This window comes from Dactylosporangium sp. NPDC050588 (assembly GCF_040654975.1).
Lineage (GTDB): Bacteria > Actinomycetota > Actinomycetes > Mycobacteriales > Micromonosporaceae > Dactylosporangium > Dactylosporangium maewongense.
The window spans coordinates 1-23,121 of the sequence record NZ_JBFAJA010000139.1; the positions used below are offsets into that span (position 1 = coordinate 1).

22 protein-coding genes are annotated in these 23,121 nt (G+C 71.8%); 14 read left to right on the forward strand and 8 right to left on the reverse strand.

Annotated elements, in window-relative coordinates; all coding sequences use genetic code 11:
• Positions 1 to 179 precede the first annotated feature (179 nt).
• From AB0I21_RS53930 to AB0I21_RS53955, 6 genes are all read right to left on the reverse strand, one after another.
• Positions 180 to 1,367: a hypothetical protein gene (locus tag AB0I21_RS53930; RefSeq protein ID WP_360573304.1), complete on the reverse strand. Its 1,188-nt coding sequence runs from the start codon at positions 1,365 to 1,367 to the stop codon at positions 180 to 182.
• On the reverse strand, positions 1,364 to 1,897 hold the full coding sequence (locus AB0I21_RS53935; RefSeq protein WP_360573306.1) for a SigE family RNA polymerase sigma factor: 534 nt from the start codon (positions 1,895 to 1,897) through the stop codon (positions 1,364 to 1,366). Before AB0I21_RS53935 ends, AB0I21_RS53930 begins: the two co-directional genes overlap by 4 nt.
• Before the next feature lie 52 nt (positions 1,898 to 1,949).
• Positions 1,950 to 5,177 (reverse strand): caspase family protein, encoded by a 3,228-nt coding sequence (locus AB0I21_RS53940; RefSeq protein ID WP_360573308.1) that lies wholly within the window; start codon positions 5,175 to 5,177, stop codon positions 1,950 to 1,952.
• Positions 5,164 to 5,628 (reverse strand): hypothetical protein, encoded by a 465-nt coding sequence (locus tag AB0I21_RS53945; protein ID WP_360573310.1) that lies wholly within the window; start codon positions 5,626 to 5,628, stop codon positions 5,164 to 5,166. Before AB0I21_RS53945 ends, AB0I21_RS53940 begins: the two co-directional genes overlap by 14 nt.
• 190 nt (positions 5,629 to 5,818) lie before the next feature.
• Positions 5,819 to 6,031, reverse strand: a complete 213-nt coding sequence (locus AB0I21_RS53950) for a DUF397 domain-containing protein (RefSeq protein ID WP_360573343.1) — start codon at positions 6,029 to 6,031, stop codon at positions 5,819 to 5,821.
• A 55-nt stretch (positions 6,032 to 6,086) separates the two neighbouring features.
• Positions 6,087 to 6,956, reverse strand: a complete 870-nt coding sequence (locus AB0I21_RS53955; protein WP_360573312.1) for a helix-turn-helix transcriptional regulator — start codon at positions 6,954 to 6,956, stop codon at positions 6,087 to 6,089.
• 153 nt (positions 6,957 to 7,109) lie between these two features.
• Here AB0I21_RS53955 and AB0I21_RS53960 point away from each other — a divergent pair, with 153 nt between their 5' ends.
• The 4 genes from AB0I21_RS53960 (at position 7,110) to AB0I21_RS53975 (ending at position 11,088) form a co-directional block, all read left to right on the forward strand.
• Positions 7,110 to 7,751, forward strand: coding sequence for a GPP34 family phosphoprotein (locus AB0I21_RS53960; RefSeq protein WP_344500680.1), 642 nt, complete (start codon positions 7,110 to 7,112; stop codon positions 7,749 to 7,751).
• Positions 7,752 to 7,828: 77 nt separating this feature from the next.
• Positions 7,829 to 9,358, forward strand: a complete 1,530-nt coding sequence (locus AB0I21_RS53965) for an APC family permease (RefSeq protein ID WP_360573314.1) — start codon at positions 7,829 to 7,831, stop codon at positions 9,356 to 9,358.
• A gap of 36 nt (positions 9,359 to 9,394) precedes the next feature.
• A complete protein-coding gene (locus AB0I21_RS53970) occupies positions 9,395 to 10,009 on the forward strand; it encodes a GNAT family N-acetyltransferase (RefSeq protein ID WP_360573316.1) in 615 nt (204 codons plus the stop codon).
• A complete protein-coding gene (locus AB0I21_RS53975) occupies positions 10,006 to 11,088 on the forward strand; it encodes a type III PLP-dependent enzyme (protein ID WP_360573318.1) in 1,083 nt (360 codons plus the stop codon). Before AB0I21_RS53970 ends, AB0I21_RS53975 begins: the two co-directional genes overlap by 4 nt.
• Here AB0I21_RS53975 and AB0I21_RS53980 read toward each other — a convergent pair.
• Together AB0I21_RS53980 and AB0I21_RS53985 are read right to left on the reverse strand one after the other, a co-directional pair.
• Positions 11,085 to 11,213, reverse strand: coding sequence for a hypothetical protein (locus tag AB0I21_RS53980; RefSeq protein ID WP_360573321.1), 129 nt, complete (start codon positions 11,211 to 11,213; stop codon positions 11,085 to 11,087). The two genes, AB0I21_RS53975 and AB0I21_RS53980, sit on opposite strands and share 4 nt — an antisense overlap.
• 9 nt (positions 11,214 to 11,222) lie before the next feature.
• On the reverse strand, positions 11,223 to 12,338 hold the full coding sequence (locus AB0I21_RS53985) for a LacI family DNA-binding transcriptional regulator (protein ID WP_360573323.1): 1,116 nt from the start codon (positions 12,336 to 12,338) through the stop codon (positions 11,223 to 11,225).
• A gap of 504 nt (positions 12,339 to 12,842) precedes the next feature.
• Here AB0I21_RS53985 and AB0I21_RS53990 point away from each other — a divergent pair.
• The 10 genes from AB0I21_RS53990 (at position 12,843) to AB0I21_RS54035 (ending at position 22,964) form a co-directional block, all read left to right on the forward strand.
• Positions 12,843 to 13,835, forward strand: coding sequence for an ABC transporter substrate-binding protein (locus AB0I21_RS53990; RefSeq protein ID WP_360573325.1), 993 nt, complete (start codon positions 12,843 to 12,845; stop codon positions 13,833 to 13,835).
• 23 nt (positions 13,836 to 13,858) lie between these two features.
• Positions 13,859 to 15,352, forward strand: a complete 1,494-nt coding sequence (locus tag AB0I21_RS53995; RefSeq protein ID WP_360573345.1) for a sugar ABC transporter ATP-binding protein — start codon at positions 13,859 to 13,861, stop codon at positions 15,350 to 15,352.
• Positions 15,352 to 16,395 carry an ABC transporter permease gene (locus AB0I21_RS54000; protein WP_360573327.1) on the forward strand — a complete coding sequence of 348 codons (1,044 nt, stop codon included), beginning with the start codon at positions 15,352 to 15,354 and terminating at the stop codon, positions 16,393 to 16,395. The genes AB0I21_RS53995 and AB0I21_RS54000 overlap by 1 nt, the downstream gene beginning before the upstream one ends.
• A gap of 79 nt (positions 16,396 to 16,474) precedes the next feature.
• Positions 16,475 to 17,461 (forward strand): galactofuranose ABC transporter, permease protein YjfF, encoded by a 987-nt coding sequence (gene yjfF, locus AB0I21_RS54005; protein ID WP_360573329.1) that lies wholly within the window; start codon positions 16,475 to 16,477, stop codon positions 17,459 to 17,461.
• Positions 17,458 to 19,059, forward strand: a complete 1,602-nt coding sequence (locus AB0I21_RS54010) for a ribulokinase (RefSeq protein ID WP_360573331.1) — start codon at positions 17,458 to 17,460, stop codon at positions 19,057 to 19,059. Before yjfF ends, AB0I21_RS54010 begins: the two co-directional genes overlap by 4 nt.
• A complete protein-coding gene (locus tag AB0I21_RS54015) occupies positions 19,056 to 19,730 on the forward strand; it encodes an L-ribulose-5-phosphate 4-epimerase (RefSeq protein ID WP_360573333.1) in 675 nt (224 codons plus the stop codon). The genes AB0I21_RS54010 and AB0I21_RS54015 overlap by 4 nt, the downstream gene beginning before the upstream one ends.
• Entirely contained in the window at positions 19,727 to 21,208 is a 1,482-nt protein-coding gene (gene araA, locus AB0I21_RS54020; protein WP_360573335.1) for an L-arabinose isomerase, read from the forward strand. The genes AB0I21_RS54015 and araA overlap by 4 nt, the downstream gene beginning before the upstream one ends.
• Before the next feature lie 42 nt (positions 21,209 to 21,250).
• Positions 21,251 to 21,640 (forward strand): VOC family protein, encoded by a 390-nt coding sequence (locus AB0I21_RS54025; protein WP_360573337.1) that lies wholly within the window; start codon positions 21,251 to 21,253, stop codon positions 21,638 to 21,640.
• 97 nt (positions 21,641 to 21,737) lie between these two features.
• Entirely contained in the window at positions 21,738 to 22,565 is an 828-nt protein-coding gene (locus tag AB0I21_RS54030) for a lysophospholipase (RefSeq protein WP_360573339.1), read from the forward strand.
• A gap of 36 nt (positions 22,566 to 22,601) precedes the next feature.
• Positions 22,602 to 22,964, forward strand: coding sequence for a tetratricopeptide repeat protein (locus AB0I21_RS54035; RefSeq protein WP_360573341.1), 363 nt, complete (start codon positions 22,602 to 22,604; stop codon positions 22,962 to 22,964).
• Positions 22,965 to 23,121 lie beyond the last annotated feature (157 nt).

Below are 23,121 nucleotides of genomic sequence, written 5' to 3' on the forward strand. Positions count from 1 at the left end.
GCACCCGGCAATTGGCTGCTCAACGGAATCGGCGCCGGCCGAAGGTCCGAGTTCCTTCGACCCACCTACTACGACGACACCTCACTCGTTGGGGACCCCCGTCCGGCACGGCCGAGATGATCAAGCAGCGGATCCGGTCGCCACGACGACCGGATCCGCTGTGCGATCAGCGATGCGGCTCAGCGGCAGGTCCAGGCGAACGGTTCGATGGAGCCGCCCGTGCTTTTCGTGGCCGTGCCGGCCAGGAGCCTGCCGTCGGCGCTGACGGATTCGATCTGCGCGTGGTCGTACCCGCGAGGAGCCGGCACCGGTGTCACCGTGGCGCCGGTCCAGCGCACGACGCCGTCGAAGCGGTTGACGAGGACGGTCCCGTCGGCGGTGACGCTGTTGCCGCCGGCGAAGATGTCCGGGGCGACCAGCGGCTCGACGGTGCCGGCCGACAGGTGCCAGCGGGCCGGTGGGATGTCGCCGGCGCCCGTACGGCGTCCGGTCGCGGCGTCGAAGCCGTTCATCGCCAGGAAGTTCACCGGGCCGATGACCCAGTCGCCGGCGATGCGCTGCGCGACGCCACCGGGCCGGCCGGGCGGGGTCGGCAGGACCGTGGTGGAGAGGTCGGCGTTCCACAGCACCGGCTGCTCGCCCTGGTTGAAGTCGCCGACGATGCGCCCGTCGTCGGCGATGTCGTGGGCGGCCGAGGAACTGCCGGACGGAGTGGGCAGCAGCACCGCGACGTCGGGTGCGCTGTGCCGCCACAGGACGGCGCGGAACTTCTTGCCCGGCATGGTGGCCTCGCCGACGATGTCGCCGGCGGCGTTGATGCCCTGCGCACTGACCGACAGGGCGCCGGACGGCTTCGGCAGCAAGGCGAGCGTCCCCTGTGCGGTGGTGCGGAAGGCGGGCCCGTCTGGCGAGCCGCCCTGCCTGCCGACGGCGGTGCCGGCCGAGCTCACCGCCGTGACCTGCAGCCGCTGGCCGGCGCTGAGCCGCTGGACCTCCACGCCGTCGCGGTACACGACGACCAGGCCGGGATCGGGTGCCCGGTTGAACACCAGGTAGCGCCCGCTCGGGTCGGTGTGCGCGGAGCCGATGTCCTCCTCCCCGACGGGCAGGCGGGTGGCCACACAACCAGCGCTGGCGGTCGGCGAGGGAGGCGTTGGCGCGGGATCCGACGGAGTGCCGTGCGGTGCCCGTACCGCCGCCGCGACGCCGACGGAGACGATGAGGACGACGAGTGCCGCGCACACGCCGGTGACCACGCCGCGGCGCCGCCGCACCCGGGCGCGCCCGGCGGCGATGACGTCGCCGACCCCGACCCGGCTGTCCGGCACGGGCTCGTCGGTCAGGATCGCGAACGGGTTGTCGTTCATGCCGCGCTCCTCGTGCGCTCGTCGAGCATGCGGCGCAGGTTGCCCAGGCCGCTGAAGGTCTGCCGTTTCACCGTGCCCTCGGAGCGGCCGAGGATCCGCGCCACCTCGGCGACCGGCAGGTCGCACAGGTAGCGCAGGACGACGACCGTGCGCTGCCCTTCCGGCAGCCGCCGCAGCGCCGCTCGCAGCACCATCCGCTGCTCGACGAGCGGATCGTCGGCCGCGACGGGCACGTCCGGGGTGGTCGCGCGCAGCTGGACCCTCGCCCACCAGCGCCGCCGGTCGGAGAGGCAGGACCGCACGACCATGGTGTGCACGTAGGCGTCGAGGTTCTCCACGTCGCGCATCCGGGACCAGCGCTGGTAGAGCACGGTCAGGGCGTTCTGCACCGCGTCGTCGGCCTTGTGGCGGTCACCGAGCAGCTGGAATGCGAGCCGGTGCAGGCGCGGTATCCGCGCCTGCACATACAGGCTGAAGTCATGTTCGCGGTCCGCGCGCACCGTGGTGGGTCCCTTCCCTGGACGTTCCACCCCATTGATGCGACCCGGCGCCCCGGTGGTTGACTGCGCGGCGCGACAAGTTTCAGTATGCCTCGCCGGTGCGCACGGCGAGCGCCTCGTTCACCGCGACCCGGGCCCGCCGCAGCGCCTCGGCCAGCCGTTCCGCGGTGAGGGCGGCCCCGCCGGACATGCGCCCTGGCGGGTCGAGCCGCCAGTCCTGGACGGTCGGCCCGGCGTCGGACTGCGTGACGACCCGCATCTCGTAGCGCTCGACGCTGCGCACCTGCGCGGCGTGCAGGTCGTCGTAGCGCAGCCGCGAGTGCACGCCCCACACGTGGTGCACGGCGCGGTCGGTGAAGGCGAGCACCCCGTCGCGCGCCAGCGGCCAGACGAGCAGGAGCGTCTCGTCGTCCTCCAGCCCCGGCACCGGGTGCGCCGTCGCCGCCTGCAGCGTCGAGCCCAGCGTCGCCCGGATGCTCTGCAGCGCGGCGATCCGCGCGGCGGTCGGCCGCGTGCCGGACACCGGGAACGGCAGCGCCTCCGTGAGGTGCGGGTGGTTGGCGGCGACCCAGGCGGCGAGCACGTAGGAGGTGGGCGTGGCCGGTCCGCGCAGCAGGGGGCGGAAGTGCTCGGGCGCGGTGCCGCAGTCGACGAGGTCGTCGACGAACGACGTCAGGTCGTCGATCGAGCGCTGCGCGCCGGCCGCGGCGAGGAAGTCGAACAGCACGTGCCCCGGCAGCAGGTCCCGGATCCCGGTGAACGTCGCCAGCAGGTCCGGCGGCCGGCACCGCGCCGCGACCTGGGCGTAGTCGCGGTGGCAGCCGGAGCGCACGTGCGGGGAGAGCCGGGCGAAGAACGCCGCGGCGGTGGCGACCGGGGCGCGGGCGAGCCGCTCGGCGAGGTCCCACCGGAACGCACGGTCGTCGGCCAGGAACGCCGACACGAACCCGTCGGCGTCGGCGTCCGGGTCGGCGCAGACGTACGCGACGACCACGCCGGCGACGCCCGCGACGAGCGGGTCGGAGCGCGACGGCGCCCGCCGCCCGTGCAGGAGCGCGTCGAGCGCGGCGAGCGGCTCGCTGAACAGCCTGGGCTGCCGGGCCCGCAGCAGGCCGGCGGCGGCCTCCGTCTCGCCGTGCCCGATCAGGTGTACCGCGACCTCGGCGACCTCGGCGACAGGGCGGGCCGCGACGGCCGCGCCGGTGTGCCGGGCCAGATCACCCCCGCCGGAGGCCCGGTGCAGGCCGGCGACGAGCGCGGCGACCCGCTCGGGCGACCCGGCCGCGGCGGTGGTCAGGACCCGCCGGACCGCGACGTCGGGCCCGGCGGCGGCCGCCGCGACCGCGACCGCGGCCAGATCCCAGCCGGACAACGCGAACACCACCGGCTCGGTGCCGCCCGCCGGCCCGGGATTGGCCTGCGCCGCGGACCCGGACGGTGCACCGGGCGGCGGGTCCGCCAGGGCGGCGCGCAGCTCCTCGACCGACGCACCGGAGAAGGCCTTCAGCAGCAAGGCACCGGATGAGATGGCGGGGGCGGGTGGCGGCGGGTCCGCGGTGGGGGGAGACCAGCCGGCCGGCGCGCTGGCCCGCTGCTCCAGGAGCCGGTTGGCGTCGATCGGGCGGCCCGCCTCGTGCAGGTGCCTGATGTACGCGATCGTGCTCTCGACCGGCCGCCCCGCCGCGGCCAGCTGCAGGACGGTCAGGGCGTCGCCGGGGCTGCGACCGTCGCGGAGCAGGTCGGTGAGGGCGAGCAGGTCGGGGTCCGGCAGCCGCCCGGCGAGCCGCGCCATGGCGTCGCCGGCCGGCAGCTCCGCGTGCCGCAGCGCGTCGAGCAGCTCCGCCGCGGCGGAAGGGTTCGCGCACGCCCGGGCGGCGCCGTCGACCAGCGCGGTGCCCTGCGCCCCGTGGCCGGCGCGGACCATCGCCGCGGCCAGGTCGACGACGGCGGCCGGTGGTCGCTCGACGATGACGTCGGCCGCCACCTCGTACAGGTGGAACGCCGGCTCCTCGTGCCCGCCGTCGCGCAGGGCGTCGGCGAGGGCGGCGGCGTCGGCGGCGGGCATGGACGCGCTGACCCGGCGCAGCGCCGCCTCGGCCGCGTCCCGCAGCCCCGACGTCCACAGGGCGCCGACGAGCGCGATCATCGCCGCGGGCCGGCCGATGCGGTCGCGGACGGCGGCGTCGAGCAGGGGCGCCTGCCGGTCGCCGAGCAGCGGGCCGAGCGCGACGATCCGCCGCCCGTCGCCGGCCGCGGCGGACCGCACGACGTCGTCGGCGACCGGGCCGAGACCGAGCTCCTCGAGGTCCGCGACGAGCCCCGCGACGGTCCCGGGGGAGCGGTGGGCCGCGGCGTAGAGCAGGACGCCCACCAGGGGGTGGGTGCGCATGGCGTATGCGAGCGCGGCCAGCTCCTGCGTCGGCCGAGTGAAGCCGGCCGCGACGAGCAGGTCGGTGGCGGTCTCGCCGCGGGGCGGGTCGGCGAGCAGCGCGATGAGCCGGGAGGGGTTCAGTCCGCGGCCGGCGGTGGTGTACTCGAGGGCGGCCGGCTGCGGTGGCGGTGCCGACAGGGGCGCCCGGCCGGCCCGGTTCCGGGCGAGCGCGATGGCGTGGCCGTCGTTGCGGGCGCGGGCCTGTGGCATCGGCCGGCGCTTCGCGGACAGCTCGGCGGCGAGCTGCCAGTACACCGCCTCCATCTCCAGCACGTCGGCGCCGTTGGGCAGACCGTCGCGCAGGACGGTGACGAGCTCGCCGGTGAAGGCGGTGAACTCCTCGTCGGGCGGCGCGTAGGCGAGCGCGGTCTCGGCGGCGGCGGTCAGCACGTAGCTGTTGCCGACCACGACCCGGTCGGCGACGGTCGCGGGGTCGCCCATCGCGCCGGCCAGGGCCAGGCCGCTGTAGCAGCAGTCCAGCAGCACGACCTTGGAGCGGCAGCGGCGCGCCCCGGCGATGAGGCGGCGCACGTCCTCGAACCGCACGGCACCGTGGATGGGCGACGGCGTGGTGCGGGGGAGTGTCAGGTACAGCTCGAACGTGTCCGGCTCGATGAGTCCGTGCCCCGCGTAGTAGAACACCAGCGCGTCGCGCGCGTCCCGGGCGGCGTCGTGCAGCGCGTCGAGGATGTCGTCGGCGGATGCCGGGTCCCGCACGACCGTGCAGTGCGCCTCGGGCAGCCCCCAGATGTCGGGGTCGGTGAGCAGCGCGGCGAGGTGCCGCAGGTTGTTGGGGACCGCGGGCAGCGGCTCCAGGACGTCGAACGCGCCGGCACCCACGAGGACCGCCCTGGATGCGAGCGGATCAGGCAGCCGCATCGTCGTCCTGTGTGGGCGGCGGCGGCGACGGTACAGGCGGCGCCGGCGGCCCGGGAGAAGGTGCTGGCGCGGGAGAAGGCGCAGGCCCGGGAGAAGGCGACGGCGCAGGCGCGGGCGGCAGCGCGGCGAGCAGGGTCGCCCGGACCCGTTCGAGCGTCTCGGGTGAGGAGTCCGAAGCGGTCACCGAGATCCCCTCGACGGTGAACACGATCGGCGGCGCGTCCGGCCGGGCCCGCCGCCACGACGCGAACGCCAGGACGAGCCCCCCGACCGCCACCGCGTGCGTCAGCACGAGGTCGATGACGTCGAGCGCGCCCATGTGCCCGCCCGCGGAGCTGCGCTGGCTGATGTCGGCGTCGGCGGCCAGGTCGGGATCGCGCAGGAGCCAGCCGTGCAGGGTCTGCACCGCGTGGGCGTCGGACACGGAGGGGGTGGTCAACGACAGGCGCACCCGGCGATTCAAGCACCTCCCGAAGATCAACGGGTGACGGTGCCGTTACAGATACTGCGAAAGTCGACGGTAGCGCCGGCGAACCGGCGGGAATAGCATCGGCCGGTATCTTCACGCATGGGCTGATGCAAATGGCGCACCAGCCCACGCGTGATCATTCATGCACGGGATCGAGGAATCGGGAAAAGCGTCAGCTGATCACATCAAAATTGCCGTGCTTGGTGTCGGACAGGAACGACTTCCAAGCGGCTGGACTGAACCGTAGAACGGCTCCGTCCGGATTCTTGCTGTCGCGCACACCGACAGCGGAGGCAGCGACTGTGACTTCCACACAGTTGTTGCCGCCGTTGCCGTTGCTGTGACTGCTTTTACGCCAGCCGGCGCCGGTGAAATGAGCGGGCAAAACGTTCACCTCCTTTCTCGTGAGCTGAGCCGGCCGCGCGGGAGCGGCCGCCGGCTCAGGCGAGCAGGCGTTCGATCAGGCGCACCGTCGACGCCTCGCTGAGGGCCTTCGTCTCGAGCCGCTCGAACTCGTCGCGGTAGCGCTTGACCTCCGCAGGCTGCTCCTCGTAGTAGTCCCCGGCAAGGCCCTCGAGGTAGATGACATCCAAGTGGGCGACGTCCGGGAACTCCAGGAACGTGATCGGTCCGCCCATGAACGGGTGCTCGCCGGCGGTGAACGGCACGATCCGCACCGACACGTTCGGCAGCGCCGCGACGTCGATGATCTTGCGGTACTGCTCCTGCATCACCGACGGGCCGCCGACGACCCGGTGGATCACCGACTCGTCGAAGAGGGCCACGAGCTGCAGCGGGCTGGCCGCGGTGAGGCGCTCCTGGCGCAGCCGGCGCAGGGAGACCCGCCGCTCGATCGACTCCCTGGTGTCGTTGCGGCGGCCGATGCCGATCAGCGCCCGCATGTAGTCCTCGCACTGCAGCAGGCCCGGCAGCACGATGGGCTCCCACACGCGGGTGATCGACGCGTCCGCCTCCATGCCGACGAAGTTCCCCGGCCGCATGACGTCGCGGTAGTCGGTCCACCACGTGCGTTGCTTGCTCTGCCGGGCCAGGGCCAGCAGCGCCTCCCGGTAGGCCGGGTCGCTGACCCCGTAGAGGGTCAGCAGGTCGTTGACGTCCCGGGCGTTGACCGGCACGCGTGCGTTCTCAATTCTGGTGACCTTGGCCGAGTGCCACTCGAAGTGCCGGGACACGGATTCCTGCGTGAATCCGGCTTCTTCGCGACTTTTCTTCAGTTCCGCGGCCAGTCGACGGCGGCGAAGCGTCGGGCCCTCGTCCTTTGCGGCGTCAATGTCCACGGTATTGATCATATGCAATTTGCGTGATGCGCATACCCCGAGTCTAGTACTCGTTGCACTACGCGCCGTGTCTGGTACATGATGCTCGGGGACATCGAAGCCAGCACATGCTGCTGGTTCGTTCGCTGACGTGCTCGGGGCAGATCTCGAGGGAGCGTGGTCGCGATGCTTGCCAACAGCTATTACCTGATTGCCCACGATGATCGAACCGGCCGGTCCAGGCTGCACCCACGTGCCGCCGGGCTCGGGCTGGCCTCCGCCCTGCTGGGTGAGCTGATGCTGTACGGACGGCTGCGCGCCATGACCGGCGACCTGTATGTCGTCAGCCAGGAGCCGCCCGGGGACTCCCTGGCCCACACCGTGCTCGACCTGCTGATCGCGCAGCCGCAGCACCGCGAGATCCGCACCTGGCTGGCGTACCTCGCGGCCGACGCGACCGACCAGGTCGGCGAGCGGCTGCTGCGCGCCGGCGTGGTCGAGCCGGTCACCCGGCGCAAGCTGCTCAGCGCGTCGCAGACGCTGTACCTGCCGCAGACCGCCGAGCAGCGCAACACCGCCGCGTGGGAGTCGATCCGGCTGTCCGAGGCGCTCGCGCACCGGCGGTCCATGGGGCTGCACGACCGGTCGCTCATCGCGCTGGTCGTCGCGACCGGGCTGACCAGGCACGTCTTCGCCGGCGTCCAGGAGCAGCGCGAGTGCATGCGGCAGCTGCCCGCGATCATGGCGTCCCTGCCGGACGACCTGGTCCAGCTCGTCCAGTACACAGAGGCGGCGGTGGGCTCCGCGCTCGCTGTCGGCCGCCGGTGACGCGCACGGTGGGCCGACACCACTATCACCGCGGGAAGCTGCGCACCAGCACGGCCGACCGCGTGAGGAGACCGAACATGGCGCGTTTCGCACCGAGCGGGCCCGACATCGTGACCAGGGGTCTGGCCAGCAACCGTCTCGGCGTGCCGTCCATCGTGTTCTTCGGCGTCGCGGGAGCGGCGCCGCTGACCGTGATCCTCGGCGCCATCTCGACGATCTACGCCGTGGTCGGCAACATCGCCGTGCCGCTGGTGTACTTCGTCGCGGCGCTGATCCTGTCGCTGTTCACGGTCGGGTTCGTGGCGATGAGCCGGCACATCGTCAACTCCGGCGCGTTCTACTCCTACATCAGCCACGGGCTGGGCCGGGTCACCGGCGTGGCGGCGGCGTTCATCGCGCTGCCGGCCTACGCGGCGATGCAGATCGGCCTGTTCGGCCTGCTCGGCGTCGTGGCGAAGGGCGTGCTGGAGGCCAGCGGGATCCACACCAGCTGGTTCGTCTGCTCGCTGGTCGGCTGGTTCCTCATCGCCGTGCTCGGCGTGCTGTGGGTCGACCTCAGCGGCAAGGTCCTCGCCGTGCTGCTCACCGCCGAGATCACCATCGTGCTCATCTACGACGCGATCATGGTCGCCCACCCCGCCGGCGGCAGGGTGAGCACCGAGGCGCTCGACCCGGCGCAGCTGCTGACCCCCGAGGTCGCGGCGATGCTGGTGCTCGCGATCGCCGGCTTCGTCGGCTTCGAGGCGACCGTCGTGCTGTCCGAGGAGGCCAAGGACCCCAAGCGCACGATCGCCCGGGCCACCCACTGGGCGGTCCTGCTGCCGGGCCTGCTGTGCGGCGTCTCGGCGTGGGCGATGTCGGTGAACACCGGCTCCGGCAACATCGTGCAGGCGGCCAAGGACCAGGAGACCGACCTGGTCTTCGCGCTCGTCTCGCCGTACGTGCCCGAGGCGCTGATCAACGTCGGGTACGTGCTGTTCCTGACCAGCGTCTTCGCCGCGGCGCTGGCGTTCCACGCCGCGGTCGCCCGCTACCAGTTCGCCCTGGGGCGGGAGCGGGTGCTGCCCCGGCTGTGGGGGGTGGCGCACCCGCGCACCGGCGCGCCGCTGCTGGGGTCGATCACGCAGAGCCTGCTCGCGCTCGGGGTGCTGATCGTGTTCCAGGTGACGGGCATCGACCCGCTGATCCACCTGTTCGCCTGGGGCACCGTCGTCGGCGGTCTCGGCGTGCTGATGCTCATGTGGGGCGCGTCCGCCGCGGTCATCGCGTTCTTCCTCAGGCACCGCCGGCGGGAGAACTTCTGGCGCGCGCAGCTCGCGCCGCTGCTGGCGTTCCTGCTGCTCAGCGCGGTGCTCGCGGCGACCGTCATCGGGCTGGGCGACCTGCTGCAGGTCAACAACGACTCGGTCTTCAACTGGGTCTTCTCCGCCGCCTACGTCGTCTTCGCGATCGTCGGCATCGTCTGGGCGCTGGTCATGCGCGCCGCGCGGCCGGACGCCTACGCCGGCATCGGCCGCGGCGCCGAGCAGCGGGTCATCCCGGAGGGCGCCGGGCTGCCCGTCTCGCACGCGCTGCCGCGCACCGCCGACGTCGTCCGCCACTCATAGCTCCCACGCACAGCTCCCACCGTTGAGAGGACGGTCATGACGCATGCCATACAGGATGTCGTCGTCCGCGACATCGAACCGGTCGACACCGAGGCCATCACCGAGGTCCTCGTCGCCGCCATGAGCGACGGCCTGGTCGCCCGGTGGATGGCGCCGGACGCCGACGACCGGCGTGAGCACAGCCCCGAGTACTTCTCGATCTTCGCCGAGCACGCGGTGCGGCACGGCGAAGTGTACGCCACCGTCGACCCGTTCGACGGCAGGCCTTCCGGCGTCGCGCTGTGGTTCCCGCTGACGCACGCGATCCCGCCCCCGGTCGACTACGACCGGCGGCTCAAGGAGGCGGCCGGCCCCGCGTTCGACCGGGCCTGCCAGCTCGACGCGATGCTGGAGGAGGAGCACCCGATCGTCCCGCACCACTACCTGGCGTTCTTGGCCGTGCGGCCGGAGCGTCAGAACCTCGGCATCGGCAGCTCGCTGCTCGCCCGGCACCACCGCCGGCTCGACCGGGCCGGCATCCCCGCCTACCTGGAGGCCAACGACCCGCGCAACCGGGCGCTGTACCTGCGCCACGGCTACGAGAGCCGCCCGCCGGTCCTGCTGCCGGACGGCCCGCCGGTCTGGCCGATGTGGCGTCCGCCGAGCACGTGAACACGCCCGAGCTGCTGATCGACCTGGACAAGGTGGCGGCCGGGTACCGTGCCGTGACCGCGGGACTGCCGGGCATGACGGTGCACTACGCCATGAAGTGCAACCCGCACCCGGAGGTCCTCGCGGAGCTGCACGGCCTCGGCTGCCGCTTCGAGGTCGCGTCCGCGCCGGAGCTCGACCTGCTGGCCACCGTCGGCGTCGACCCGGCCGGCGTGCTGTACAGCAACCCGGTCAAGCCCGTCGCCCACATCGCCCGCGCGCACGCGCAAGGCCTGTGGCGCTTCGCGTTCGACTCCGAGGACGAGCTGGACAAGCTCGCCGCCGCCGCACCCGGCGCGGCCGTGTTCGTCCGGCTCGCCGCGCACCAGATCCGCAGCGGCGTGCCCAGCGAGGGCAAGTTCGGCGTCGACGTCGCCACCGCCACCGCCCTGCTGCTCAGCGCCCGCGACCGGGGCCTGCGCCCCTTCGGCGTCGCCTTCCACGTCGGCTCGCAGATGCTGCTGCCGCAGGCGTGGCGGGCGCCGCTGCGCGCCGTCGCGCAGGTCATGGACAAGCTCGCCGCCGAGCAGGTGATGCTGGAGATGGTGGACGTCGGCGGCGGCTTCCCGGCCCGCTACGCCGGCCCGGTGCCGCCGTTGCCGGACTACGCGGCGGCGATCGGCACGGGCCTGGCCGGGCTGCCCTACGACGTCCCGGTCGTGATCGAGCCGGGCCGGGCCGTCGTCGCCGCGGCGGGCACGTTGCGGGCCTCGGTCATCGGCACCGCGCTGCGCCACGGCCGGCGCTGGGTCCATCTCGACGTCGGCGCGTTCAACGGGCTGATGGAGAGCCTCGAGACGGGCAACGAGCTGCGCTTCCCGGTCACCGACTCGCGCCGCTCCGGGGCCCGCGAGCGCTGCCATCTCACCGGCCCGACCTGCGACAGCCAGGACACCATCCTGTTCGACGTGGAGCTCTCCGCCGGGTTGCGGGCCGGCGACGAGGTGTTCATCGGCAACGCCGGCGCGTACACCAGCGTCTACGCCTCATCGTTCAACGGCTTCCCGCCCCCGTCCGTCCGCTGCACGCGAGGCTCCTAGGCACCGACGACACCGAACGGCACCGACGGCGAGGGCAGCACCGACGGCGCGGGCAGCACCGACGGCGCGGGCGGCACCGACGGCGCGGGCGGCACCGACGGCGCGGGCGGTGCGGGCGGCGGCACGCGGGGTTCCTAGGCGCCGGCGGTGCGGGCGGCGCTGGCGCGCACGACCAGCGACGGGGTCAGGTGCACGGGGGTCGTGGGCAGTGCCGTGCCGTCGAGGCGCGCGACGAGCAGGTCGACGCTGCGCCGCCCGAGCTCGGCGAAGTCCTGGTGGACGGTGGTGAGCGGGGGCAGGAAGTAGCCCGACTCGGGCATGTCGTCGAAGCCCACGATGCTCACGTCGTCGGGGACCGTGCGGCCCGCCTCGTGAAACGCGCGCAGCACACCCAGGGCGATGTGGTCGTTGCCGCAGAAGACGGCGGTGACGGCGGGGTCGGCGGCGAGCAGCTGCCCGCGCAGGTAGCCGGACCGGGCCGACCAGTCGCCGGCCGCGACCGGCGGCACGGGCGCCCCGGCGGCGTGCAGCGTCTGCCGCCAGCCGTCGATCCGGTCCCGGCCCTCCGGCCAGTCGGCGGGGCCCGGGACGTGGTGGACGGTGCGGTGGCCCAGGTCGAGCAGGTGCCGGGTGGCCAGGCACGCGCCGCGGACGTTGTCGACCCGCAGCATCGGCACGGCGCCGTCGTCGGCGCCGCCCACCCCGACGGCCGGCGTGCCCGGCGGCGCCTGCGCGAGGGCGTCGGCGACGGAGTTCTTCGGGGCGATCGCGATGATCCCCTCGACCGCCTGGGCGCACAGCTGCTCGACGGCGTCGAGGACGGCGTGCCGGTCCAGCGACCGCACCGTGGCGATGCTGACGTAGTAGCCGGCCTCCCGGGCGGCCTTCTCGATCCCGTAGATCATCGACGCGGGCCCGGCGAGGGTGGTCTCGAAGCCGATCAGCCCGATCGTGCGCGACCTGCTCGTCACGAGCGTCCGCGCCGCGAGGTTGCGCCGGTAATTGAGGATGCGCACGGCGTCCAGGACCCGGCTGCGGGTGCCGTCGCTGACGTTCGGCAGGTCGTTGAGCACCCGCGACACCGTCTGGTGCGACACCCCCGCGAGTCGCGCCACGTCGCGCATCCCGACCTTGCGCGGCGGCGGCGCCGGCACCGCGTCGGGCGCCACGGCGCCGGCGTGCGCGACCGGCCCCCGCCGGCTGCGGTCGGGCCCGGTGGGGGAGGGGAACCCGGGCCGCCGGACCGGCACCGCCGTGAAACTCCCATCGCCGCCCGGCGGGCGACCGGCGGGCCTGGGTCCGGTTTGTCCCGGCGCACGGCCTTCGATGTCCGAGGACTGCGCCAGGTTGCCCAGGGACATCTGGCCGCGAGCCGGAACATCGCGCAATGCGGCCGATACATCACGGTCCGTCGAACCTGGACCGCCCTGAGCGGCGGAAGCGCTACGTTCCGTAGTAGTGGGAGCGCGTTCGGTTGAAGCGGGGGCGGTGGAGGCGGCGCGAGCGGAGGCTGCGCGGTCCCGCCCGGAGCGCGCGGGATGGGCCAACGAGCACCTCCGGTCACGAATCGACGTCACGGACTTGACGTCGGGGATGAGAACGCTAACACTCTCGACATACAAGCGCGACGGCCAATGTAATCCAGGCCGGAGCGAGGTACCCCCACTGCCACACACCCCGGCGGTGGGGCGGCCAGCCCTTGAATGTGAACGTTCACTAGCTCTGGCGCAAGACACCCCGTGAGGAGAGGCGTAGTGCTGAAGAAGTGGTCCGCGGCCGTGCTCGGCGGTCTGCTGGTCGTAGGCGCGCTCGGCGCGTGCGGCGGCGAGAAGGAAGGCGACGCCGGCAGCGGCGCGAAGAAGGACGACGGCAAGATCACGATGGGCTTCGCCCAGGTCGGTGCCGAGTCCGGCTGGCGGACGGCGAACACCAAGTCGATCCAGGAGGCCGCCACCGCCGCCGGCATCGACCTGAAGTTCTCCGACGCGCAGCAGAAGCAGGAGAACCAGATCAAGGCGATCCGCAGCTACATCGCGCAGAAGGTGGACATCATCGCCTTCTCGCCGGTCGTCGAGTCGGGCTGGGACACCGTGCTCAAGGAGGCCAAGGACGCCAAGATCCCGGTGATCCTGACCGACCGCGCGGTCGACTCGAAGGACACCTCGCTCTACAAGACGTTCATCGGCTCCGACTTCGTCCTGGAGGGCAAGAAGGCCGGCGAGTGGCTGGTCAAGGAGTACCAGGGCAAGACCGACACGGTGAACATCGTCGAGCTGCAGGGCACGACCGGCTCCGCCCCGGCCAACGACCGCAAGTCCGGCTTCGCCGACGTCATCAAGGCCGACCCGAAGTTCAAGGTCATCGCCTCGCAGACCGGTGACTTCACCCGCGCCAAGGGCAAGGAGGTCATGGAGGCCTTCCTGAAGGCCAACCCGAAGATCGACGTGCTGTACGCGCACAACGACGACATGGGCCTGGGTGCCATCGAGGCGATCGTCGCGGCCGGCAAGAAGCCCGGTGTCGACATCAAGATCATCACCGTCGACGCGGTCAAGGACGGCATGACGGCCCTGTCCGAGGGCAAGATCAACTACATCGTGGAGTGCTCGCCGTTGCTTGGCCCCCAGCTCATGGACCTGGCCAAGAAGGTCGTCGCCGGTGAGACCATCCCGCAGCGGGTGCTGACCGAGGAGACCACGTTCACCCCGGAGCAGGCGAAGGCCGCGCTGCCGAACCGCAAGTACTGAGAGGCGCAACCATGGGGACCGCAATGCTGAGCATGAGCGGCATCAGCAAGCAGTTCCCCGGCGTCAAGGCCCTCGAGGGTGTGGATTTCCGCCTGTACCAAGGGGAGATCCACGCCCTCATGGGTGAGAACGGCGCCGGGAAGTCGACGCTCATCAAGGTGCTGACCGGCGTCTACGACATCGACGAGGGTGAGATCACCCTCGAGGGCCGCCCGGTCCGGTTCGCCGGCCCGCACCAGGCCACCGAGGCCGGCATCAGCACCGTGTACCAAGAGGTCAACCTCTGCGCGAACCTCTCGGTCGCGGAGAACATCTTCATCGGGCGCGAGCCGACGAAGTTCGGCCGGATCCAGTGGGGCGTCATGCGGCGCCGCGCGACCGAGCTGCTCCAGCGCATGGAGCTCGACCTCGACGTCACCGCACAGCTGTCGACCTATTCCCTCGCCGTGCAGCAACTGGTCGCGATCGCCCGCGCCATCGACGTCGACGCGAAGGTCCTCGTCCTCGACGAGCCGACCTCCAGCCTCGACGCCGGCGAGGTCGCTCAGCTGTTCCGCATCATGCGGCAGCTCAAGGCGCAGGGCATCGCGATCGTGTTCGTGTCGCACTTCCTCGACCAGATCTACGAGATCTGCGACCGGATGACGATCCTGCGCAACGGCCGGCTGGTCGGTGAGCACCTCGTCGCCGACATCAGCCAGGTCCAGCTCGTCAGCCTCATGATCGGCAAGGAGCTGGCGCTGCTGGAGCGGCTCGAGGACGCCGGCAAGCGCTCGTTCTCGGGCGTCGAGGCCGTCGCCCGGGCGCACGAGCTCGGCCGGTCCGGCGCCGTCGAGCCCTTCAGTCTCACCATCCACAAGGGCGAGGTCGTCGGCCTCGCCGGGCTGCTGGGCTCCGGCCGCACCGAGCTCGCCCGGCTGTTCTTCGGCGCCGACAAGGCCGACAGCGGCCGCCTCGAGATCGACGGCAAGCCCGTCAACCTGCACGGCCCGCGCACCGCCATGGACCACGACATCGCGTACTGCTCCGAGAACCGCAAGACCGAAGGCCTGGTCGAGGAGCTGTCGGTCCGCGAGAACATCATCCTCGCCCTGCAGGCGGCCCGCGGCTGGACCCGCCCGCTGCCCCGCCGGCGGCAGGACGAACTGGTCCAGAAGTACATCGACGCGCTGAACATCAACCCGAAGGACCCCGAGCTGCCGGTCCGCAACCTCAGCGGCGGCAACCAGCAGAAGGTCCTCCTGGCCCGGTGGCTCATCACCGAGCCGCGGCTGCTCATCCTCGACGAGCCGACCCGCGGCATCGACATCGGCGCCAAGGCCGAGATCCAGCGGCTGGTCGTCGAGCTCTCCGACGGAGGCATGGCCGTGCTGTTCATCTCCGCCGAGCTGGAGGAGGTGCTGCGCCTCAGCCACCGCATCGGCGTCCTGCGCGACCGGAGGCTGGTCACCCAGCTGGAGAACACCGACGCGGTCGACCTCGACCGCCTCACCGAGACGATTGCGAGCGGCACCTGATGGCGGCGATCACCAAGCACAGGCTGTTCTGGCCGGCGGCGATCCTCGTGCTGCTGCTCGTCACGAACGTGTTCTTCTCCGGCGGGTTCTTCAAGATCGAGCTTCGCGACGGCCACCTGTACGGCAGCATCATCGACATCCTGCGGGCCAGCGCCCCGCTGGGGCTCGTGGCGCTGGGCATGACGCTGGTCATCGCCACGGGCGGCATCGACCTGTCGGTCGGCGCCGTCGTCGCGATCGCCGGCGCGCTCGCCTGCCTGCGCATCAGCGAGCTGGACGACCAGAACAGCGTCGGCGGCGTCCTGGCCGCGGTCGGGCTCGCGCTCGTGCTGTCGCTGGTGCTCGGCGTCTGGAACGGGTTCCTCGTCGCCACCGTCGGCATCCAGCCGATCATCGCCACGCTGATCCTCATGGTCGCCGGCCGCGGCCTCGCCCAGCTCATCACCGACGGGCAGATCATCACGATCAACAGCGGCCCGTACAAGATGATCGGCGCGGGCTACTGGCTGGGTCTGCCGCTCAGCGTCATCATCGCCGTCGGCGTCGCGGTCCTCGCCGGCCTGATCGTGCGCCGCTCGGCGCTCGGGCTGCTGCTGGAGTCCGTCGGCGGCAACGCCGAGGCGTCCCGGCTGGCCGGCATCAAGTCGCGCTGGCTGATCCTCATCGTCTACGTGTTCGCCGGGCTCTGCGCCGGCGTCGCCGGGCTGATGATCAGCTCCAACGTGTCCAGCGCCGACGGCAACAACGCCGGCCTGCTCATCGAGCTCGACGCGATCCTCGCCGTGGTCATCGGCGGCACCTCACTGTCCGGCGGCCGGTTCTCGATCGCCGGCACCATCCTCGGCGCGGTCATCATCAAGACCCTCGACATCACGATCTACACCGTCGGCATCCCGCCCGAGGTGACGCTGCTGTTCAAGGCGGTCGTCGTGGTCGTCCTGTGTCTCGCCCAGGCGCCGAAGTTCCGCGAGAAGTTCCAGCGCCGCCGGCCGTCGACACCCACCACGCCGCAGGCACAGCAGAAGGTGGAGGTGACGGCATGAGCGGCCAGCGGAGCGGCTCGGGCCGCGAATCGGCATTGCAGGGTGCCAGCCGGCGCCGGAGCGCAGCGGAGGCGGCGGCATGACGACGTTCGAGTCGTTGCAGAAGCGGGTCATCCGCAGGCCGCAGCAGCGGCACATCCCGGTCCTGGCCACCCTGGCGCTGCTGTGTCTCATGTACGGCGCCGGCGTCGTGCGGTACACCGGCTTCGACGACACCCAGATCGTCCTGAACGTCTTCATCGACAACGGCTTCCTGCTCGTCGTCGGCGTCGGCATGACGTTCGTGATCCTGACCGGCGGCATCGACCTGTCGGTCGGCGCGGTCGTCGCGCTCACCACGATGATCTTCGCGTCGCTGGTGCGGGCCGGCTGGTCACCGATCGCGGTGCTGCCCGTGGTGCTGCTCGTCGGCGCCCTGATCGGCCTCGCGATGGGCTGCATCATCCACTTCTTCGACATCCAGCCCTTCATCGCCACGCTCGCCGGCATGTTCCTGGCCCGCGGCCTGTGCTATGTCATCAGCACCGAGGCGATCCGCATCGACAACGCGTTGTGGACCGAGCTGGCCGACTACAAGATCCGCTTCGGCGGGTTCCACATCTCGTGGAGCGTCGTCATCTCGCTCGCCGTGGTGCTCGTCGGCGCGTACGTCCTGGCGTACACCAGGATCGGCCGCAACATCTACGCCATCGGCGGCAACCAGCAGTCGGCGCTCCTCATGGGCCTGCCCGTCGGGCGCACGAAGATCGCCGTCTACACGATCAGCGGCGTCTGCTCCGCCCTCGGCGGCGTGCTGCTGACCTTCTACACGTCCTCCGGTTACGGCCTGCACGCCCTCGGCATGGAGCTCGACGCCATCGCGGCCGTGGTCATCGGCGGGACCGTCCTCACCGGCGGATCCGGCTTCCTGTTCGGCACCGTGCTCGGGGTCCTCGTGCTCGGCCTCATCCAGACCATCATCACGTTCGAGGGCACCCTCAGCTCGTGGTGGACCAAGATCGTCATCGGTGCGCTGCTGTTCGCGTTCATCGTGCTGCAGCGGGCCGTGGCGCGGAGATCACAATGACGAGATATGTAGTCGGGGTCGACTTCGGGACCCTGTCCGGCCGCGCCGTCGTGGTCCGCGTGGCCGACGGGGCGGAGGTCGGCACCGCCGTCCACGAGTACCGGCACGGCGCGGTCGAGCGGACCCTCCCGGCGACCGGCGAGGCGCTGCCCCCGCACTGGGCGCTGCAGATGCCGTCCGACTGGGTCGACGTGCTGCGGCACGCCGTCCCGGCCGCGCTCGCCGGGATCGACGCCACGCAGGTGGTCGGCATCGCGACCGACTTCACGGCGTGCACGTTCCTGCCGGTGCTCGCCGACGGCACGCCGCTGAGTGACCTCCTGCCGGACCGCCCCCACGCCTACCCGAAGCTGTGGAAGCACCATGCCGCGCAGCGGCAGGCCGACCAGATCAACGCGCTCGCCGCATCGCGTGGCGAGGCGTGGCTGCCGCGGTACGGCGGGAAGCTCTCCTCCGAATGGCAACTGGCGAAGGCGCTGCAGGTCCTGGAGGAGGACCCCGACGTCTTCGCCCGGGCCGAGCGCTTCATCGAGGCGGCCGACTGGATCGTGTGGCAGCTGGCCGGGGTCGAGACCCGCAACGCGTGCACCGCCGGCTACAAGGGCGCCCACCAGGACGGCGGCTACCCGCCCCGGGACTACTTCGAGGCGCTGCACACCGGCTTCGGCGCGTTCCTCGACAAGACCGACGGGCCGCTGTCACCGCTCGGCGGGCTCGCCGGCCGGCTGACGGCCGAGGCCGCCGCGTGGACCGGGCTGCCGGAGGGGATCGCGGTCGCCGTCGGCAATGTCGACGCGCACGTGACCGCCCCCGCCGCGCAGGCCGTCGACGCCGGGCAGCTCGTCGCCATCATGGGCACCTCCACGTGCCACGTGATGAGCGGCGCGACCCTGGCCGACGTGCCCGGCATGTGCGGGGTCGTCGCCGACGGCATCATCCCCGGCCTGTACGGCTACGAGGCCGGACAGTCCGGCGTCGGCGACATCTTCGGCTGGTTCGCCGGGTTCGCGTCCGCGGACCACGACCAGCTCACCGCCGCGGCCGCCGAGCAGCGCCCCGGGCAGCACGGCCTGGTCGCGCTGGACTGGCACAACGGCAACCGCTCCGTGCTCGTCGACCACCACCTGTCGGGCGTCATCGTCGGGCAGACCCTCGCCACCCGCCCCGAGGACGTCTACCGGGCGCTGATCGAGGCGACCGCCTACGGCACCCGCACCATCGTCGAGACCCTCGAGACCGCCGGGGTGCCGGTGACCGAGTTCATCGCCGCCGGCGGGCTGCTCAAGAACACGTTCCTCATGCAGCTCTACAGCGACGTGCTGCGCCGCCCGATCAGCGTCATCGACTCCGAGCAGGGGCCGGCGCTGGGCTCGGCGATCCACGCCGCGGTCGCCGCCGGCGAATACCCGGACGTGCGGGCCGCCGCGGCGGCGATGGGCAAGGTGAAGCGGGCCGTCTACACGCCCGACGACGCCGCCGCCGACGTCTACGACCGACTCTACGCCGAGTACCGGCAGCTGCATGACTACTTCGGCCGCCCCGGCGGCAACGAGGTCCTGCACCGCCTCCGCGCGCTGCGCGAGGAGGTGGCCCAGTGATCTCGAAGCTCCGGCAGGAGGTCTGCGACCTGCACGCCGAGTTGATCCGCTGGGGCCTGGTCACCTGGACGTCGGGCAACGTGTCCGCCCGCGTCCCCGGCGAGGACCTGCTCGTCATCAAGCCGTCCGGGGTCGGCTACCACGAGCTGACCCCTTCGAACATGGTGATCTGCGACCTCGACGGCAAGCTCGTCGAGGGGGAGCACGCCCCGTCGTCGGACACCGAGGCGCACGCGTACGTGTACAAGCACATGCCGCACGTCGGCGGGGTCGTGCACACGCACAGCCCGTACGCGACGGCGTGGGCCGCCCGCGGCGAGCCGATCCCGTGCTCGATCACCGCGATGGCCGACGAGTTCGGCGGCGACATCCCGGTCGGGCCGTTCGCGCTGATCGGCTCCGACGCGATCGGCCGCGGCATCGTCGAGACGCTCACCGGGCACCCGTCACCGGCGGTGCTGATGCTGCAGCACGGCCCCTTCACCATCGGCGCCACCGCGAAGGCCGCCGTGAAGGCGGCGGTCATGTGTGAGGACGTCGCCAGGACCATGCACTTCGCCCGGCAGCTGGGCGCCGTCGAGAGGCTGCCGGACCAGGCCGTCGCCTCGCTGCACGACCGCTACCAGAACGTCTACGGCCAGCCGCAGGGCGGGCAGAGGAGCACAACATGACGCACGAGGTCTGGTTCCTGACCGGCAGCCAGGGGCTCTACGGCCCCGAGACGCTCGACCAGGTCGCGACCCAGTCGAGGCAGATCGCCGCGACGCTGGACGAGTCGCCGGACATCGCGGTGCGCGTGGTGTGGAAGCCGGTGCTCACCAGTGCCGGCGACATCCTGCGGATCTGCCTCGAAGCCAACGCCGACCCGTCGGTCGTCGGCGTGGTCGCGTGGATGCACACGTTCTCGCCGGCCAAGATGTGGATCTCCGGGCTCGACGCGCTGCGTACCCCGCTGCTGCACCTGCACACGCAGGCCAACGTGGCGCTGCCGTGGGCCGAGATCGACATGGACTTCATGAACCTGAACCAGGCCGCCCACGGCGACCGCGAGTTCGGCTACATCCAGTCCCGGCTCGGCGTGGCCCGCAAGACCGTCGCCGGGCACGTCACCGACCCGCGGGTCACCGCCCGCATCGGCGCGTGGGCCCGCGCGGCCGCCGGCTTCACGGAGATGCGGTCGCTGAAGCTGGCCCGCTTCGGCGACAACATGCGCGACGTCGCCGTCACCGAGGGCGACAAGGTCGAGGCGCAGCTGCGCTTCGGGGTCTCGGTCAACACGTACGGCGTGAACGACCTCGTCGAGGCCGTCGACGCGACCCTCGACGCGGACGTGGACAACCTCGTCAAGGAGTACCACGACACGTACCGGGTGTCGTCCGTGCTGCGTGAGGAGCGCGCCGAGTCCCTGCGGTACGCGGCCCGGATCGAGCTCGGCCTGCGCGCGTTCCTCACCGCCGGCGGCTTCAAGGCCTTCACCACCAACTTCGAGGACCTCGGCGGGCTGCGCCAGCTGCCCGGCCTCGCGGTGCAGCGGCTCATGGCCGACGGCTACGGCTTCGGCGGCGAGGGCGACTGGAAGACCTCGGTCCTCGTGCGCACCCTGAAGGCGATGGCACCCGGCGGCGGCACCTCGTTCATGGAGGACTACACGTACGACCTCACGCCCGGCAACGAGGTCATCCTCGGCGCGCACATGCTGGAGGTGTGCCCGAGCATCGCCTTCGACACGCCGTCGTGCGAGATCCACCCGCTCGGCATCGGCGGCCGTGAGGACCCGGTGCGGCTCGTCTTCGACGCCACGCCCGGACCCGCCGTCGTGCTCGGCCTGGCCGACCTCGGCGAGCGCTTCCGGCTCGTCGCCAACGAGATCGACGTGGTCACGCCGACCGCGCCGCTGCCGAAGCTGCCCGTGGCTCGGGCGGTCTGGAAGCCGCGGCCGGACCTGTCGACGTCCGCGGAGTCGTGGCTGACCGCCGGCGGCCCGCACCACACGGTGCTGTCGTTCGCCGTCAGCACCGAGGAGCTGTCGGACCTGGCCGACATGACCGGCACGGAGCTGCTCGTCATCGACGCGGACACGACGGTCCGGCAGTTCGCCAAGGAGGTCCGCTGGAACCAGGCGTACCATCGCCTCGCGAGGGGGTTCTGAAATACGGGTGCGTTCCGTTTACGGAACTGGTGAGGTGGGTGCATGACCGTACGAATCAGGCACATCACCGTCGACTGCGCCAAGTGCTACGACCTGTCCCTGTTCTGGGCCGCCGTCACAGGGTTCCGCGAGGACCCCGACGACCCGAACCTGCCGGAGCACACTGAGGCGGCGCTGAACGCCCCGGACGGCTCGACGGGGATGCTGTTCATCCAGGTGCCGGAGGGCAAGACCGGCAAGAACCGCATCCACCTCGACCTGCAGCCCACCGACGCCTCCCGGGACGAGGAGGTCCAGCGCATCCTCGGCCTGGGCGCCACGCTGGTCGCCGACTTCCGCAAGGACGACGGCACCGGCTGGGTCACCCTGGCCGACCCCGAGGGCAACGAGTTCTGCGTGGAGCGCAGCGCCGCCGAGCGCGCCGCCGCCTGATCGTCCCTGCGCCGTTTCTTGCGGGCGGCGCAGGGACTTTGTTACTCGCGGGTTGCGTTCGCTTGCTTCAGGGCTTTGCTCGGCGGACGATGCAGCAATGCAGCGCGAGGAGCACAGCCTCACCGGAGGCGGCGGGGTCCGCATCGTCTACGACGCCTGGACGCCATCGAACGTCGAGGGGGTCGTCGTGCTCTCCCACGGCATGGGGGAGCACGCCCGGCGGTATGACCACGTCGTGGCCCGCCTCGGCGAGCTCGGCCTGGCCGTCTACGCGCCCGACCACCGCGGCCACGGCCGATCCGGCGGGAAGCGGATGTACCTGCGCAGCATCGACGAGTACACCGCCGACCTGCACCTGCTCTTCGGCGAGGTCGCCGCCCGTCACCCAGGCCAGGCGCCGTTCCTCATCGGGCACAGCATGGGCGCCATGATCGCGCTCGCCTACGCCCTGGACCACCAGGCGTCGCTGCGCGCGCTCGCCCTGTCCGGCACGCCGGTCGTCCCCGGCTCCGGGATCGGCAAGCCGGCGATCGCCGTCGCGAAGGTCCTCGGCCGGATCGCGCCGGCGACCCCCGTCCAGGCACTGAACTCCGCGTACATCTCGAAGGACCCTGCGGTCGTGGCCGCCTACGACGCCGACCCGCTCGTCTACCACGGCAAGGTCCCCGCGGGCATCGGCGGCGCCATGCTCACCCAGATGGCCGTGTTCCAGCGCCGCCTGCCGTCGCTCACCCTGCCGGCCCTGGTCCTGCACGGCGCCTCGGACAAGCTCGTCGACCCGGCCGGCAGCCGCCTCATCGCGGACCGGGCCGGCTCCCCGGACCTCACCCTGCACATCTACGACGACCTGCACCACGAGGTCTTCAACGAGCCCGAGCAGGACCGCGTCCTCGACGACCTGATCGGGTGGCTGAAGACCCACTGAGGAATGCGCCGGGCCCTCGCGCGGTTGATCCCTGCCATGGACGACGTCATGACCGAGTACCGCAGGGGAGTCCTCTACTTCGACGCCGGCGACCCGATCGAGGCCGCGAAGATCCTCACCACCGTCCTGGACCAGGAGCCGGGCAACGCCGAGGTCCGGCTGTGGCTGGCCCGCGCCTACTTCGCCTCGGCCCAGCTGCACCGCGCCGAGACGCACCTGCGCGCCCTGGTCGACCGCGACCCGACGGACCACTACGCCCACCACCTGCTGGGCCGCACCCTGGAGCGGCAGAACAAGCCCCGCGAGGCCCTGCCCTACCTGCGCCTGGCCGCGGCGATGTCCACCGTCCCCGACTACGCCGACGCCGTCCGCCGCGTCGAGTCCGCCTGCTCCCCCTGACCCCGTCCCGTCCCACCGCGCCCGGTCCTGCTCGATCCCGTTCGAGGACGAGCAGGACAGGGCCTAGGGCGCGTTTCATAACGGGTCAGAGCCACTCGCCGATGATGGTGATGGTGAGGACTGCCTGCCAGCGGACGGCGAGTTTGTCGTACCGAGT

Coding starts and splice junctions, on each gene's coding strand:
- AB0I21_RS53930 (WP_360573304.1), bottom strand. CDS start 1,367: ATGAACGACAACCCGTTCGCGATCCTGACCGACGAGCCCGTGCCGGAC.
- AB0I21_RS53940 (WP_360573308.1), bottom strand. CDS start 5,177: ATGCGGCTGCCTGATCCGCTCGCATCCAGGGCGGTCCTCGTGGGTGCC.
- AB0I21_RS53955 (WP_360573312.1), bottom strand. CDS start 6,956: ATGATCAATACCGTGGACATTGACGCCGCAAAGGACGAGGGCCCGACG.
- AB0I21_RS53960 (WP_344500680.1), top strand. CDS start 7,110: ATGCTTGCCAACAGCTATTACCTGATTGCCCACGATGATCGAACCGGC.
- AB0I21_RS53965 (WP_360573314.1), top strand. CDS start 7,829: ATGGCGCGTTTCGCACCGAGCGGGCCCGACATCGTGACCAGGGGTCTG.
- AB0I21_RS53970 (WP_360573316.1), top strand. CDS start 9,395: ATGACGCATGCCATACAGGATGTCGTCGTCCGCGACATCGAACCGGTC.
- AB0I21_RS53995 (WP_360573345.1), top strand. CDS start 13,859: ATGCTGAGCATGAGCGGCATCAGCAAGCAGTTCCCCGGCGTCAAGGCC.
- AB0I21_RS54000 (WP_360573327.1), top strand. CDS start 15,352: ATGGCGGCGATCACCAAGCACAGGCTGTTCTGGCCGGCGGCGATCCTC.
- yjfF (WP_360573329.1), top strand. CDS start 16,475: ATGACGACGTTCGAGTCGTTGCAGAAGCGGGTCATCCGCAGGCCGCAG.
- AB0I21_RS54010 (WP_360573331.1), top strand. CDS start 17,458: ATGACGAGATATGTAGTCGGGGTCGACTTCGGGACCCTGTCCGGCCGC.
- araA (WP_360573335.1), top strand. CDS start 19,727: ATGACGCACGAGGTCTGGTTCCTGACCGGCAGCCAGGGGCTCTACGGC.
- AB0I21_RS54025 (WP_360573337.1), top strand. CDS start 21,251: ATGACCGTACGAATCAGGCACATCACCGTCGACTGCGCCAAGTGCTAC.
- AB0I21_RS54030 (WP_360573339.1), top strand. CDS start 21,738: ATGCAGCGCGAGGAGCACAGCCTCACCGGAGGCGGCGGGGTCCGCATC.
- AB0I21_RS54035 (WP_360573341.1), top strand. CDS start 22,602: ATGGACGACGTCATGACCGAGTACCGCAGGGGAGTCCTCTACTTCGAC.